12 protein-coding genes are annotated in these 16,376 nt (G+C 40.3%); 5 read left to right on the plus strand and 7 right to left on the minus strand.

Features of this window, described 5'->3' with window-relative positions; translation table 11 throughout:
• Positions 1–713: 713 nt before the first annotated feature.
• The 4 genes from ASJ81_RS11010 to ASJ81_RS11025 all read left to right on the plus strand — a co-directional run bounded on the left by ASJ81_RS11010 (position 714) and on the right by ASJ81_RS11025 (position 6,332).
• On the plus strand, positions 714–2,222 hold the full coding sequence (locus tag ASJ81_RS11010; RefSeq protein WP_095644489.1) for a 2-isopropylmalate synthase: 1,509 nt from the start codon (positions 714–716) through the stop codon (positions 2,220–2,222).
• Between the two features lie 151 nt (positions 2,223–2,373).
• Positions 2,374–3,132, plus strand: coding sequence for a TatD family hydrolase (locus tag ASJ81_RS11015; protein ID WP_245860069.1), 759 nt, complete (start codon positions 2,374–2,376; stop codon positions 3,130–3,132).
• A gap of 231 nt (positions 3,133–3,363) precedes the next feature.
• Positions 3,364–4,005, plus strand: a complete 642-nt coding sequence (locus ASJ81_RS11020; RefSeq protein WP_095644491.1) for an MBL fold metallo-hydrolase — start codon at positions 3,364–3,366, stop codon at positions 4,003–4,005.
• Between the two features lie 419 nt (positions 4,006–4,424).
• Positions 4,425–6,332, plus strand: a complete 1,908-nt coding sequence (locus tag ASJ81_RS11025) for a YgiQ family radical SAM protein (protein WP_095644514.1) — start codon at positions 4,425–4,427, stop codon at positions 6,330–6,332.
• Between the two features lie 188 nt (positions 6,333–6,520).
• On the opposite strand, the gene ASJ81_RS11030 is transcribed toward ASJ81_RS11025, so the two are convergent.
• Positions 6,521–6,754 carry a hypothetical protein gene (locus ASJ81_RS11030; protein WP_095644492.1) on the minus strand — a complete coding sequence of 78 codons (234 nt, stop codon included), beginning with the start codon at positions 6,752–6,754 and terminating at the stop codon, positions 6,521–6,523.
• A 1,046-nt stretch (positions 6,755–7,800) separates the two neighbouring features.
• Here ASJ81_RS11030 and ASJ81_RS11040 point away from each other — a divergent pair.
• Complete coding sequence (locus ASJ81_RS11040) at positions 7,801–8,448, plus strand: DUF4145 domain-containing protein (protein WP_095644494.1); 648 nt, start codon at positions 7,801–7,803, stop codon at positions 8,446–8,448.
• Positions 8,449–9,016: 568 nt separating this feature from the next.
• On the opposite strand, the gene ASJ81_RS11050 is transcribed toward ASJ81_RS11040, so the two are convergent.
• The 6 genes from ASJ81_RS11050 to ASJ81_RS11075 all read right to left on the minus strand — a co-directional run bounded on the left by ASJ81_RS11050 (position 9,017) and on the right by ASJ81_RS11075 (position 16,376).
• Positions 9,017–10,360 carry a hypothetical protein gene (locus ASJ81_RS11050; RefSeq protein WP_095644495.1) on the minus strand — a complete coding sequence of 448 codons (1,344 nt, stop codon included), beginning with the start codon at positions 10,358–10,360 and terminating at the stop codon, positions 9,017–9,019.
• 125 nt (positions 10,361–10,485) lie between these two features.
• Positions 10,486–12,348, minus strand: a complete 1,863-nt coding sequence (locus ASJ81_RS11055; RefSeq protein WP_095644496.1) for a beta strand repeat-containing protein — start codon at positions 12,346–12,348, stop codon at positions 10,486–10,488.
• Positions 12,349–13,373: 1,025 nt separating this feature from the next.
• Positions 13,374–13,898 (minus strand): tetratricopeptide repeat protein, encoded by a 525-nt coding sequence (locus tag ASJ81_RS11060; protein WP_095644497.1) that lies wholly within the window; start codon positions 13,896–13,898, stop codon positions 13,374–13,376.
• Between the two features lie 411 nt (positions 13,899–14,309).
• The gene (locus ASJ81_RS11065) at positions 14,310–14,591 is read right to left on the minus strand and encodes a hypothetical protein (protein WP_095644498.1); all 282 of its coding nucleotides are present in this window, start codon (positions 14,589–14,591) and stop codon (positions 14,310–14,312) included.
• A 127-nt stretch (positions 14,592–14,718) separates the two neighbouring features.
• Positions 14,719–14,943, minus strand: coding sequence for a hypothetical protein (locus ASJ81_RS11070; RefSeq protein ID WP_245860070.1), 225 nt, complete (start codon positions 14,941–14,943; stop codon positions 14,719–14,721).
• 260 nt (positions 14,944–15,203) lie between these two features.
• Positions 15,204–16,376, minus strand: coding sequence for a (Fe-S)-binding protein (locus tag ASJ81_RS11075; protein ID WP_095644499.1), 1,173 nt, complete (start codon positions 16,374–16,376; stop codon positions 15,204–15,206).

Raw genomic sequence — 16,376 nt, forward strand, 5'->3', positions numbered from 1 at the left:
TTAACCGAACCGACAAAATCCTCGTCAGACAGGAAAAAACTCCTGACTCCATTAAAAGATGAAAGAGATTTGTGATTTATTTACCTACGCAATCAGTTTGCGCAGGATCATATATAAGGTATTTCTTGTATATAAAGCTTTGTGTTATTCACCTCGACACAATAGCTTTGTGTGAGGGATACATACAAGGCATTTCTTGTATATAAAGCTTTGTATTGCTTTTCTCAGAACATTGAATATGTACGAGGAAAATATACAACGCATTCATTGTATATAAAACTTCTCCTGCAAAGGAGATTGAACAATTTTGAAAGAGGGAAATGAGAAGAGTTAAAAGGTTTCAAAAGAGTTGTACTTTCGAATCTTTAACTTTATCCGTTTTTATGAGCCACTGTTTCAAAAAACAATGCCTACAGGCGCCTTCTGTTTCCGTTTTTCAGATTCGTTTTTTCGGCACCTTTGAATTCGTTTTTCAAGTCCCGTTTTTCAAGTTTCGTTTTTCATTCTCTTAGTTGTCGTGTGACACCTTGAGAAGCAACCCTAGAATGGGGCATCTATTATAAATAATTTTCCGTCGAGAAATTAGAAAACAAAACCTAAACTTAAACATTAAAAAACTCTCGTGGGATTTATATACTAGAAATCTACATTCAACTAGATGATTACCATGAATGTAACAACTGAAAGAAGGGATCGATTTTTACATCGAACCTATGAGGAATAAAAAAGTAACTGTTTTTGACACAACACTGCGTGACGGAGAACAGACCCCTGGAGTATCTCTAACTTCTGCCCAGAAGCTGGAAATTGCCTATCAACTTGACAAACTCGGGGTAGACATTATAGAAGCTGGATTTCCTATCTCATCAGAAGGAGATAAAGAATCCGTAAAATCTATTTCTAATGCCGGACTTGGCCTTGAAGTTTGTGGACTTGCCCGTGTATTGAAAAAAGATATCGATGCTTGTTTTGATAGTGAAGTAGGACTTGTGCATACCTTCGTTCCCACTTCTGAAGTACAGCGGACATATACCATCAAAAAGAGCCAGGAAGAAGTAATTCAAATGGCTGTGGAAGCTGTCCAGTACATTAAAGATAATGGGAGAAAATGCATGTTTTCTGCAATGGACGCTACGAGAACCGAACCTGAATATCTCAGAAAGGTTTTCAAAGCAGTGCAGGAAGCAGGATGTGATATCATTAACGTGCCGGATACTGTTGGGGTTATGGTTCCATCAGCAATGTACAGGCAGATAAAGGATATCGCGGCTGAGATAACTATTCCTATTGATGTACACTGCCATAACGATTTCGGGCTTGCTGTAGCAAACAGTCTCATGGCAGTAGAAGCAGGCGCATCGCAGGTTCAGGTTACAATAAACGGAATAGGTGAAAGGGCAGGAAACGCCGATCTTTCCCAGACAGTTATGAGTCTGACTTCAATCTACGGGGCAAAGACGAATATTCACACTGAATATCTTGTAGAAACCTCGAAAATGATTGAAAACTATACTGGAATCAGGCTGCCTCCAAATACACCTGTCGTAGGTCAAAACGCTTTCTCCCATGAGTCGGGAATCCACAGTCAGGGAGTACTCGAAAAATCCGATACTTTTGAACCGGGGATAATGACACCGGAAATGGTAGGACACAGACGGCGTATTGTTCTTGGTAAGCACACAGGTAAACATGCAGTCAAGCAGTCTCTTGAGTCTGCAGGCATAATCAGCAATGACAAGCAGCTTGATGAGATTGTATCAAGAATTAAGGAGATTGCAAATAAGGGGAAGCAGATCACAGATGCAGACCTTTATGCTGTTGCTTCTGCCGTGCTTGGGAAAGCAAGTTCGGAAGATGAACTGATTAAACTCAAAGAAGTTTCCGTGATGACAGGAAATATCCTGACACCAACTGCAGTAGTCAAAGCAGATATCGAAGGCAAAGAAATAATTGCAGCAAAGACAGGAGTTGGCCCTGTAGATGCCGCCCTCAAAGCAGTAAGAGACATCCTGGGAGAAAGTAATCATTTCAAACTCCAGGAGTTCAGGATCGATGCAATTACAGGTGGAGCAGATGCCCTTGCAGATGTATACATAGGTCTCGAAAATGAGAAAGGCAGAGTTGTAACTGCAAGGTCTGCAAACCCGGACATAGTTATGGCCTCTGTAGAAGCCCTTGTAAACGCTATGAACCTGCTGTATAAGAGAGAAGAAAAAAGCTAAATTGACAATTTGGGCCGGCTAAAACAGACTGGCTGTCTTGGATACTATAATTAAAAAACAAAAAACCGGATAAGAGCTGTATGCTCATTTTCGGGTCTGTATTCCATAATCATGTGTAAAAAGTAAATAAAATGAGATGGAATACAGATCCATGCCTTATCCAATTATTGATTCTCATTGTCATCTTGATTTTCCTAAATTTAACCGTGATAGGGAAGAGACTATTCTCCGAGCCAGAAAGGCAGGAATTGTCGGAATGGTCAACTCCGGAATTTCCCTGAAAGGAAATCGTATTAGCCTTGAACTTGCTGAAACAAATGAAGATATTCATGCTACACTTGGCCTAAGTCCTGATATTGGCAGGGAAGGTACGGATGAAGAGATAAATGACATTCTTGCCCAGATTGAAGCCAATGCAGAAAAAGCAGTTGGAATCGGAGAAGCAGGACTGGATTTTCAAGACTGTAAAACAGAAGAGGAACGTAAGAGACAGACTGCTGCGTTCGAAAAAGTTATTGAACTTGCAAAAGATCTTGACAAACCTCTTATAGTGCACGCCCGACTGGCTGAAGCAGAAGTTCTGAAGCTTATCAAAGACGTGGATATGGTTATCTATCACTGCTATAGCGGTTCTGTTGAGACCATGCGGGAAATTGTGGATATGGGATACTATATCTCCCTGGCAACTCTTGTCTGCTTTTCAGAACATCACCAGACTCTTGCAGAAGCCGTGCCGCTCGAAAACCTGCTTCTGGAAACCGACAGTCCCTTCCTTTCTCCCCGCAAAGGCAGAAACGAGCCTGCCTTCATAGTAGATTCCGTGCCGGTAATAGCACAACTTAAAGATATGGAGCCAGCAGAAATTGCAAAATCCACTACCGAAAATGCACGAAGAGTTTTCAATATGTAAATTTTCAGACACAATTCTCAAACATTAATTCCCAGACATCCAGACATTAGTTCTTAGATGTATTAACCGCAAAGAATGGACTACCAGTAAAGAGAATGTAAGAAAGGGAAGTAATATAGAAAGTGTAAGAAAGAGAAGTAACAAGGAAAGTACAGGAAAAGGAAGTAACAAGGAAAGTACAGGAAAGGGAAGCAAGAAAAAAAGGAAAAGAGAAGTGAAAGAGGAAGAACTATGGAAGTCCGGTACATTTGCCCTACAGCTTACGATTCAAGTGTCTATCTGGTAAATGGAAAAATCCTGATCGATGCAGGAATGAACAGCGACCTGATTATCAAGCAACTGGAGAAATATATAAAGCTAACCGACATTGAATTAATAGTCCTCACACATTGCCATTATGATCATACCGCAGCAGCCGCAGCTATTGCAGAAAGAAGCGGTGCAAAAATCGGAATACATAAAGCTGACCTTGAAGGCATAAACGATGAGTATCTTAGCGTGGCCGTGATTTTCGGAGAGCGAGCTCCTGAGGTCAGGCCCACAATTACATATGAAGAAGGAGATAAAATTGATATCGGAAATGGGGAATATCTGGAAGTGATTCATACGCCGGGTCACTCAAAAGGAAGTATCTGCCTCTATGAGCCGATCTCAAAAAGTCTTTTTTCAGGAGATACTGTATTCCCAGGTGGGGGTTTCGGAAGAATGGACTTTGAGGGCTCGGAACCTGAAAAGATGGCTAGCTCAATAGAAAAACTCACAAAACTGGATGTAAAAGCTCTGTATTCTGGACATGGAGCTCCTACGGATAGAGATGGAAACAACCAGATTATGGCCTCGTACAGAATGTTAAAAATGATGATGGGAGAATAAAAATACGAGAATAAGGAACCTTAAAGCAAATTATGAACAAAGATATAGCAGTTACAAAAAGAAATAAGAGCTTAAACTCTGAAAAGCCGAATAAAGAAAAATCAAGCAGGAAAACTGGTTTTTTGGAGGCAAAAAAAGCTGAATTAAGACAAAAAACGAAAAACGGAGTGGAACTCAGGGCAGAATCGGGGATAAAACCTGAAAAAGCCGACGGAAAAGAAACAGAAATAAAATTTTCAGAAATCAAGCTTTCAAAAGTAAGATCATCGAGTAAAGCAGGAAAAACATCGAGAGAAGCAGGGAAATCACCAAAAGGAGCAGGAACAAAACCCGGAAAAAAATCAGAAACCAAACAAAGAAAGAAGGAAAGAAAAGAAAAATCTGTTTCTCACCGCATACCTGCATCGAAATTTCTTCCGATGAGCCTTGAAGAAGTGAAAGCTCGAGGCTGGAAAGAACTTGATATTATTCTGATTTCTGGGGATGCTTATGTAGACCATTCCAGTTTTGGCACGGCAATAATAGGAAGAGTTCTTGAAGATGCCGGTTTTAGAGTAGGAGTAATTGCCCAACCGCGCTGGGACAGCCCTGAAGATTTCAAAAAACTTGGAAAACCCAGACTCTTTTTTTCCGTAAGTGCAGGAAATACCGATTCGATGGTCAGCAACCTGACTCCAGGCCTGAAGCCGCGAAATAAGGATGCTTATTCCCCTGGAGGCAGAGCAGGGATTCGTCCGAACCGCGCCGTGATAATTTACTCAAACAAGATAAAAGAGGCTTTCCCTGAAGTGCCTATAGTTCTTGGGGGCATTGAAGCTTCCTTACGTCGTTTTGCTCATTATGATTATCTTTCGGATAAGGTCAGGCAATCCATTCTGGCTGACGCACCTGCTGACCTTATAGTCTACAGCATGGGAGAGCTTCAGATCGTGGAGATTGCAAAAAGGCTGCAAGCCGGAGAAGATATCAGAAATATCAGAAATATTCCGGGTACAGTCTGGAAAACGGAAGTTAAAGCCTGGAAGGAGCTCAAAGAAAGGGCCGAAAAGTCAGATAACAGGTTGAATGAAAAGGAACAGGAAAAATCGGAACAGGAAGTAACGGAACAGGAAAAATCGGAACAAAAAGACGAAAAAATAGCTGAGGACGCAGCCACATTTTTAAAACAATATCTCGAAATTCCCTCCTTTTCAGAGGTTTCTCAGGATAAAACGGCCTTTGCAAAAGCTTTTCGTATATATTTTGCGGAACAGAACCCTGTTACTGGAAAAGGAGTCGTTCAGCCTCACCCGAAAACCGTAATCGTGCAGAACAGGCCAATGCGCCTTTTGACCGAAGCTGAAATGGACCATGTATATGAACTGCCATTCACTGGCGAAACCCATCCTTCCTACACCGAACCCGTTCCTGCCCTGGAAATGGTTAAATTTTCCCTGACAACGCACAGGGGATGTTTCGGAGGCTGCGCTTTCTGTGCAATTACGGAGCACCAGGGGCGTATGATTGCAAGCCGCAGCATCGAATCTGTCCTGCGTGAAGCAAAAAAGCTAACGGAAAAACCTGATTTCAAGGGCATTATAAACGGAGTCGGCGGCCCAAGCGCAAACATGTACGGCATGGAGTGTAAAACCTGGGAGAAAAAAGGAGCCTGCCTGGACAAGTCCTGCCTTTATCCTCGCGTTTGCCCTGCTCTGGATACCAGCCACAAAAAGCTGCTCGAACTCTTACGCCGCCTGCGCGAACTTCCTGGAGTCAAGCAAGTCTTTACAGGTTACGGCGTGCGCTATGACCTGGCTCTTAAGGACGAAGAATACCTCGAAGAACTTTGTGCTTACCATATAAGCGGCCAATTGCGAATCGCACCTGAACACTTTTCAAGGCAGGTCACGAATGCGATGTGCAAGCCAGGAAGGGAAGTTTACGAGAAGTTTACCCAGAAATTTACAGCTCTCAACCGGAAGTGCGGCAAAGAACAGTACATCGTAAACTACCTTATGTCAGGACATCCGGCTTGTACTCTTGAAGATATGATAGAGATGGCAGAGTATGTACGGGACCATGGAGGCTACACCGAACAGGTACAGGACTTCACTCCAACACCTATGACCGTATCGACATGCATGTATTATACAGGACTGGACCCGTTCACAGGTAAAAAAGTATACGTTGCAAAAGGCAAGAAAGAAAAAGCAATGCAACGAGCCCTTATGCACTACAGGAACCCTGCAAATTACGAGCTTGTATATGAAGCTCTGGAGAAGGCAGGAAGACTTGACCTTGTGGGAAATGCACATAAGTGTTTGATAAGAAGGAAAGGTAAGTGGTAAAGGTAAAGTTGTTCGCATAGAAATTAGGGTAAATCAATGGTAGTTACTGAAAGTTCTGTAAATTCTAATTTGCGATACGTAGGCTTTGTTGTAAAATCTGTGTATTTCTAGGGAATTTTGAGAAGAATTCTGGTGAAGAGTCGCATACCTATTCTATTTCTAAGAAATTTGCTCGACAATCTCTAAATTCACTTGGTTATTACTTTTTTAACGATGTTTTTATCAATGTAACTAAAAGTATGAGGAGGCCTGAAGTTTTCTTTTATTTCTTTAGGATCAATTGGATTTTTGAATATATTGAGTTCTTCAATTGAAACTGCAAAACCTCTTTCCTTGTTCTCAAAATATTTAAAAAAATCTTCTTCATCTATACCCGCAAAATCCTTAAGCTCTTGCCATAATACTCTTGGGTGTTCTTCCAAGATTTTGCCGACTTTAAAACATCCAACGATTTTTTTTCACGGGGGAAGACTCAGTACCAAAACCTAGTGATGAATTTAAAGTTCAAAATCACTAGGTTTTGTAATTAGTCATGATCCTTGTGACATAACTTAAAAATTGAAGTCTTTAGATGTAGAATATTGATTTTGATGATAACTGGACTCTTCTTGCTAACTCAGGTCTTCAATTAAAAAATACGAAAATCACTGGATTTTGGAACAGAGTCCGGGGGAACTTGAATATATAAATACTCTATTTGTGTCTTCGAACAATTTGAAAACACATTTTCTAAATTCATATTTTTTAGTTCTCTTTTCTATTTCTTCGACGTATTTTGGTTTAATCGATAGTAAGACGTCCATCTAACTTTCCACACTTTTTTATTTTTTTGTATTTATCATGGTCAATTTCACTAATCGACATCGGAGAGGAGATTCCAATGGATCTGAGATATTTAATACCAAGTCCTTTACTAAAATAAGTTTGATGCGTAAATAAAATTACAGTTGTGGGTTTTTCAGCAATTTTTTTTATTCTTTCTTTATCGAAAGCAGTTCTTTTTCTAACAAGATTGTATATTTCTTCAAAATTGTTTAATCCAACTTTGATAGATTCTACAACTCCTAGAGCTATTATACTTTTAAAATCCTTTGATCTATAGCGTAATATGCAATCTCATTTAGATATTTATGGTAATGTATCTCTAAAAGCAGTAAACAAAAATTCAGTGCGGAGACAAGAATGAATACAAAACCTGAGTATTGAAAAGCGAAGCCTAATATTACTATTATGGCTGTTATGTCTAAAGATCTAACGTTTGATAATATGTGATCAAATTCTACTATTGTAGATCTGACAACTTTCCACTCTTCTATTTTATTCTGTATGCTTTCTTCCATACTACCATGATTTAAAAATAGTATCTCCAGTTTTGCGCTTTCAATAAATAACTTTTTCGTAAAGTGGATCTTACAAATTCATGAAAAAAATAAATGAATATATATTGTATGAATAAACTCTCTGAATCATGAATCTGTACATAGCTCCTTCATTTAAATTAACAGCTTTTTCATGTCCTCATTGTAGTGCCATTGCTCACCAGTCATGGATTGATGTTTATGAGTACAATGAGTATAGTGGTAATTTTGGAGCCGTTGAATGTATATGGTTAAGTCAGTGTGAAAATCCTAACTGCGGTAAACGATGTATATGGATTAACGAAAAACTTGTGTATCCCGGCCTATCTACAGCTCCGTTTCCTGAAGATGACATGCCCTCAGATGTGAAAGAGGATTTCTTAGAAGCTAGAGAGGTAGTAGAAACATCTCCAAGATCGGCAGCAGCGTTGTTAAGGCTTGCATTACAAAAGCTCATGAAACATTTAGGGCAAGAGGGAAAAGATATTAACAAGGATATTGGGGAGCTGGTAAAAAAGGGTTTACCAGTGAAGATTAAATTAGCACTTGATTCTTTACGAGTTTATGGAAATGAAGCGGTTCACCCAGGAGAAATTGACTTAAAAGATGACAAGGAAACTGCTTTAAAATTATTTAAATTATTGAATATAATCGTACATGATATGATAACTCAGCCTAAAGAGATTGAAGAATTATTTTATCGCCTCCCTCAATCAAAACTAGAAGGAATCAAAAATAGAGATAACAAATTATCTTGATTATTCTTACTTCTATTAGGTTTCTTGACACTGTCATGAATTTGCTGTAAATTCGAAGTCAAATTTTTGTATTCTCTGGTAAAAATTGATCTTCTGACATGAAATCTTCTACCAATTACTTTCTGAAACTTGTTATTTTACAGAAAATCATGCACACTGATGTAAGAGTATATAATATAAAGTTAAGTCTTCAAAAGTTTTGGAATTCATAAAATCGAATAGAAGCTACTCAATAACTCAAAAGATGGTATTTCTATCTTACAGTTGCAAAAAATAAATGCAAGAGGATTTAAAAACGTATACTATCTTATTGATACGATCTATCTGAAATAGGAAGCTAAAACTTAAATTATCCACATGAAATAGCGAAGAGCCATATTAAAATTTACTTTCTATTTGTTGTTATTTCAGTCTGTCTGTTTCTAAAAGATACTTTTCTTCCTTTTCTGTGAATTAGAAATCCTCATAAGTTTGTGTTTTGAGAATCAAACATCAAGATAGCTGAATTTTACTTAGTATACAAGATTTGACGTTTGAATTTACAGAAAATTCAATAAATTACCAAATGTTAATATGAATTCGCCTCTATCGATGTAGAACCACCGTCTGCATTACCGCCGTTTCCACCCTTTCCTCCGGGCATTCCAATATTCAACCCAACGTGTCCTCCATTACCACCACTGCTGCCTCCTCCATTTGCAATATCTTTATTTCCATAAATATTTCCATTTCCACTGATATGGATACTTCCACCATTTGAAGAGCCGCCGTTACCGCCATTACCGCCATTACCACCGACTCCACTACCAGTTGCGTCACCGCCATTGCCGCCGACTCCACCTTTCGAAATCCCACCAATTGCTAAGTTCAGGTTTTGTAGTGCATTTCCACTGTTGCTGATGCTTCCACCATTTGAAGAGCCGCCGTTACCGCCATTACCGCCATTACCACCGACTCCACTACCAGTTGCGTCACCGCCATTGCCGCCGACTCCACCTTTCGAAATCCCACCAATTGCTAAGTTCAGGTTTTGTAGTGCATTTTCACTGTTGCTGATGCTTCCACCATTTGAAGAGCCGCCGTTACCGCCATTACCGCCATTACCACCGACTCCACTACCAGTTGCGTCACCGCCATTGCCGCCGACTCCACCTTTCGAAATCCCACCAATTGCTAAGTTCAGGTTTTGTAGTGCATTTCCGCTGTTGCTGATGCTTCCACCATTTGAAGAGCCGCCGTTACCGCCGTTACCGCCATTACCACCGACTCCACCATCAGTTGCGTCACCGCCATTACCACCGTTACCACCGTTTGCGGAGCCTCCATTTTCTGTTTTGTTATCACCAATTGCAATTCCACCATTTGCATTACCGCCATTACCGCCGACTCCACCTTTTCCTCCATTTGTACCAGCACCATCAGATCCAGAATCTCCACCGTTGGCAGATCCACCGTTAGCACTGCTACCAGTACCGACAACAAGGCCGCCATTAGCAAAACCAGCGAGTCCACCATTACTTCCATTTCCATTAACTGCGCTTCCGCCGTTAGCAAAACCTTCACCTACGACAATACCGCCACCTCCGGTAACACCATTACCGCCATTAGCAGAACCTTCACCTACAACAAGACCACCAGTTGCACCACCAGTTCCACCGTCAGCAGATCCATCGCCATATACAATTCCAGCAGGTGTACCGTCAGGTCCAGCATTTGCAGAACCGTGACCGATAACAAGACCACCACTTCCGGTAGTTAAGATAAAATTTTCAGGTGTGTTGTTTGCTAGAACGCGTCCATCTACAGTAAAACTATTAGCACTTACTGCAGACACTGTTACTGATACCATTAAAAAAGCCGTAACACAAACTGTCACCATTTTTGTTATCCAATCAAATCCCCGTCTCTCCATAATCCTCATCCTTTGCTTGTTAATTGTCAAACAAAACAAGAGTGGTGAGAATGCAGTCTCACCCACTTTTAACATCAATTTTTAATAAATCATCTTAACAGATCCACCTCAATTATGAGAGGTGCCTATAAAACCAACATATTTCCACCGTTTCCACCATTCGCTTGCCCGCCACTGGCGTCTAAAGTGTTTCCGAATACCAATACTGGAGCACTGTTATCTATAGTGGAGGTTGCACTGCTGGTTGGAGTGTTTGTTACAGTGGATGCAACGTTGCCACCAGTTGCATTTCCTGCATTAGCATTCTGGGAGGCTGTCTGATTATTTGAAACGGCGCCGCTAGTTGCATTTCCTGCTGCACCACCAGTTTGATTATTTGATACATTGGCTGTATTGCCTCCAACAGTTGCAGTTCCTCCTGCACCACCAGTTGCAGTGGCTGTCTGATTAGCTGCATTGGTTCCAGTTACAGTTGACGCACCACCAGTTTGATTGGCTGTTTGAGTATTTGTAAGAGCGCCGCTAGTTGCAGTTCCTGTACCAGCAGTTTGATTCAAACTGGACGTAGAGGCGCCACCAGTTGCATTTCCTGCTGCACCACCAGTTGAATTGGCTGTCTGAGTATTTGTGAGAGCCTCACCAGTTGCATTCGCTGCACCACCAGTTGAATTGGCTGTCAGATTGGACGTAGAGGCGCCACCGGTTGCATTTGCTGCACCAGCAGTTTGATTGACTGTCTGATTACCTACAAGGTCGCCACCGGTTGCATTTGTTGCACCAGCAGTCTGATTGATTGCTGGATCATTTGTAAGGGCGCCACCGGTTGCATTTGCTGCACTAGATGAATTTGCTGTTGCTGCACCACCTGTATTGTTATCTGCAGTGGATGTTATATTCACTGTACTGTTGTCGACTGTAATGTTACCGACTGTAATGTTACCGACTGTAATGTTCACCGGGTCCACCGGAGCGGGTCCGGACACAGAACCACCGGTTGCATTTCCTGCTGCACCACTAGATAAATTTGCTGTTGCTGCACCACCGGTTGCATTGTTTGTCTGAGTGGCTGTATTGCTGCCACTAGTTGCATTTGCTACACCAGTTTGATTATTTGGTAGATCGGCTGTATTGCTGCCACCAGTTGAATTTCCTGCACCGCCAGTTGAATTGGACGATCCAGAATTTGTACTGCTGCCACCAGTTGCATTTGTTGTACTAGTCTGATTGGATGATGGAGTGGCCGAAGAGGCCCCACCAGTTGAAGTTGATGCACCACCAGTTGAATTGGACGATCCAGAATTGCTGCCACCTGTTCCATTTGCTGCACCACTAGTTTGAGTGGCTGTCGGATTGGCTGCATTGCTGCCACCAGTTGAGTTTACTGGACCATTTTGATTGGTTGAAGTTAGATTAGCTGCAGCGTTGCCACCAGTTGAATTTGCTGCATTTGCCGTACCACCAGTTTGAGTGTTTGGTAGAGTGGCTGTATTGCTGCCACCAGTTGAATCTGCACTGCTAACTGCAATGGATGACGGATTGGCCGTATTGCTGCCACCAGTTGAACTGACTGCACCGCCAGTTGTAGTGGTTGATGGATTAGCTGTAACGTTGCCGCTATTTGTTGCACTGGAACTGACATTGTTTACCGAGGGAGCTGAAGTTGCGACTATGGAGGCAGTGCCGCCAGGAGCGCTTCCGCCGTTTCCACCGTTATTATTCACGATTGTCGTGCCTGGGATTGTCATGACTGGGGTTTTGTCTTTGCCTATATTCAGATTATTGCTTCCAAAACTGCTTCCGAAACTTTTTCCAAGAAGGTCTCCGAGATTGCTTTTAATATTGTTGTTATTGGATTGTTTCAAAGAGCTCTGGAGGCTCTGAAGATTTATTTCTTTTGCACTCGCAGATGCAACAGTAACCGATACTAAGAAAAAGGCGACCATCAATAGAACAAGTGCCTTCTTCACTTTTCCAAGTGTTATTCCCATATTACCTCTCCAAACGAATTTTATCCAAACGAATTTTATCCAAACGAATTTTATCCAAACGAATTTTATTCGTCACATTCGTCATCTCTTTTTTATTATCGATAAATATGTTTTTTATTTTTCTAATTGGATTATTTTATTATATAATAGACTTTTTTTTATAGAATTTTTATTTATTTAATTATTCAAGAATAACAAATTATTATTCTTGCATATATTTATCTAATACCAAAATGCATTTCAGTACGAAATGAAAATAAATCTACAAGTATATAAGATTAATAGAATAGTTTCTCCTTAATAATTGTACTTTTTCGTAATTTAACTTTATTTATCTAAATTATACCATTAATTAATAATAATAGACATGATGGAACTTTAATGGATCATAACTAGCAATATTCCGGACTCTGACCTTTCAATTTAAAAGGGCCAAATCTGGGTATTTTTGACCAACCTGCGAAAATGTAAAATAAGAAATGAATTTATAAATTGTTTTTAATTAATCATACAACCTTTAGGTTCCGTTGTAAAAAATATCAAAATCAGCATGTAAATCTACAGATAACGAACAAAAGCCAAAATATTCAAGAAGATTTCTCAATATTATAGAACTATTTCAAATAATTGATTTATATATTTTAGCTTCATCACACATTGCATCAGCTGTTACTTTGTAAGGCCTGTTAACAGGCCTTCCTGTATGTGGTTTATGTGGAGGAAGATAAAGTTCTATAGAATTCCATAGAATGTCATAGATTTCACGAAATGACATACAAGTAAATTTATAATTTAAACAAAATATTACTTTTGGGATAGGCTCAATGTAATTAACGGCAGTTTCACGAATTTGCTGTAAATTAGAGGTCAAATTTTTGTCTACTATGATAAAAATTGAGCTTCTGATATATCACTGCCCAATTACTTTATGAGATTTATTATTTTACAGAAAATCATGTACACTGCCAAAACTGGCAGTGTCACGAACTTGCTGAAATAAAAGTCAAATTTTGCATTTATTTAATTTACTGTTCTACGTGGTTGTCCCGATCCCTTTCAAAAGTCTTATTACGAGCGCGATGAAGACAACGATCACTAGAATCCCTACGATTTTTCTCCGGTTCGATTTTTAGTGCTTTCTCAAATGCTTGCAAAGCTTCATTGTACTTTTTAAGTATTCCCAGAATAATTCCTTTATTGTGCCATGCCTGTGCATTTGAGGGTTCGAGTTCTGTCACTTTATCAAACACTTGCAGAGCTTCATCATATTTTCCGAAATTTCTCAGATTTACGCCTTTCTCAATCAAAGCATCAATGTCATCTGACTTACGTAGAGATAGTTTGAGAGCATTGTCGTTAATCATTGTATCATGCTCTTGATCCATTTTGATTTCCTTAACGAAGATCCTCACATCATATCGTGTTTTACCGTTTTTAGGGATATAATCCCGTCCAACGTAGCAATTACCAGTAACGCCTATTACCCTATCTGGAACCTCAATCCAAACATCGGCATCAAGGCAATAAAATCGGTTAGGAGATTCGGACATATTTTTACATCTCCATAGTACTCATGTGTTTTAAAGATATATAAATACTAGTATCATTGTATATAAAGAATTAAAACAAAATAATCATGAAAAGTAGACATTCAAATAACAGACAAAAAACAAAGTGAAAAAGAAGTGTGAAGAAGACATGTGAAGAAGACATGTGAAGAAGACATGTGAAGAAGACATGTGAAGAAGACGTGTGAAGAAGACATGCGAAGACATGCGAAGAAGACTACGAAACATGCGAAGATGTGTGAAAAAGACGTATTAAGTATCTCAACGAAGAATTTAAAACACTTCTCGCTTTTACTTTAAAAAACATTTCTGAATTCATTTATCTCAAATAAATACGCGGTTTTAAGGTAAAAACACACATAATCCTGATATAGGCATGACTAGGGTTCAACTTCATAAACCCTGACACTCACGCCAGAAAGCCCTGAATTTCCCACTTACCTGCCCGCAGTAAGTGTCCAGAGGCCTTTCTTTGATCTCAATTGACAGGTTTGCCTCACCATCCCAGCTAAAATGGGCAATTATTCCCTTTCCTTCAAGAACACCGGAATTTCCGGATTGAACTTCGATTCCATAGTTCCGAAATTTTTTCTTCATGCAAGAAAATACATCAGGAGTTACATTTTTGAATTTAATCCCCTGGCAGCCCTCTGTGTCCAGTTTCCTTTCGCCCATAGTCTTAATCCAAAACTAATTCCTATGATATGAAACTGATTCTTATATTAGTCCTAAGCCAATTTCTAAATTTCCTAAAGAGTTGAGGCAAAATATTACGAGCCATGGCAAGCTCTTACGAAAGCTCTCATTTTCTGGGCTGCAACTTCACAGCTGACAATGAAAGGTTTTCCGTAATTGTAATGGTAAGATTAGACTGTCCGTCCCATTCGAAACTCGCAGTAATTCCTTTGCCAGATAGTTCTCCTCTATATCCTCCAGGGACGTAGATTCCATTGTCCTGAAGCTTTTTCTTCATACAGTTAAACGTATCAGGCTTAACGTTACGAAATATTATCGGTCTACAACTCATTATCCTGTCCTCCTAACAGATCTCTAAATACCCTTAACAGATCTCTAAATACCCTTAACAGACCTCTAAAACTCTTACTCAACCGTAAAATCCAGTAAATAAGAATCTTATTTTCCGGAAATAAAAGTGTGATGTAATATGCCGTAAAAAAAGAATGAGTTGGGTCGAAGGCTGACCCTTAGTAAATTAACTGAGAAGCAGCAGTTGAACTTAAAAGTAGCCGGACTTTGAAGTTAGCCAGACTTTGGAAGTTAGCCAGACTACTCTATTGCCATTGCTACGAGTTCTACAATATCTATAACCTCGATATTCCCGCCTGCATCCCTGAGGTTCCTTACGCAGAGAGGACAGGAAGTAACAATATAATCCACACCTTCCGGCACGTCTTTAAGCCTGTTTCTTGCAAGCTCAAGGGAGATGTCAGGATAACCTGTCCGCACTCCACCTCCGCCGCCGCAGCAACGTGCGTTTTCTTTAATGTTTTTCATTTCCTTGAGAGTACAGATCGACTGGATAACCTTCCTTGGAGCGTCATAGACCTTGTTATGCCTGCCCAGGTGGCACGGATCGTGATAAGTAACTGTAAGGTCAAGTTTCTTCAAATTAAGTTCTTCCAGGTGTTCGGCAAGGAATTCAGGGAGACTTATGACCTTAAGTTCTTCAGGATAGTTATTCTTAAGCGTTGTATAACAACCTGCACAGCTAGTGATAATTGTGTGCGCCCCTACTTTCCTGATCTGCTCAAGATTGTGCTGCATAACCTTTTCTGCATCCTCCCTAAATCCGGTACGTAGGAGTGGAGAGGCACAGCAATGCTCGTCAGGCAGAAGAGTTACGCCAAAACGCTGCAGAATATCAAAGGTTTTTTTGGCAAACTCCGGATAGCGGTAGGAATCGAAACAGCCCACGAAATAAACATAATCTGACTTTTCAGGAAGTTTTGAACGTTCTGTTCCGGAGAGCCAGTGCTTTCGAGCTCTTGTTTCGCCAAAAGAGTTACCATATGTTATAATAGCCGATTTCAAGTTTTTCTGGGCATCAGTTGTGATACCGCATTTCACAAGCTGAGCACGAGCAGCTTCCACAACCTCAGGTGGGTTTGCTCCTGCAGGGCATTTGGAAGCGCAGATTCCGCAGGTTGTACAGGAAGCAAGGCTTGAGAGGACATCTTCGGAAGGAGGTCTTCCTTCAAGCAGGCTTTTAATAATGAGCATTCTGCCTCGTGTGTTGGCAGATTCCCAGCCTACTACGTCAAACACAGGACAAACAGAGCGGCAGGTTCCGCACTGTACGCATCTATAAACCGACCTGCGATCAACCTCAAAGGACTGCTTTTCGCTTTCACTCTCGTTCTCGTTTATGTTTTTGGGGGTTATTTTGATTTTTTCTGTCTCTTTTGTCTGTTCAGTTTCCTTTTTTCCTTCGTTTTTCAT

It is taken from the genome of Methanosarcina spelaei (assembly GCF_002287235.1).
GTDB lineage: Archaea > Halobacteriota > Methanosarcinia > Methanosarcinales > Methanosarcinaceae > Methanosarcina > Methanosarcina spelaei.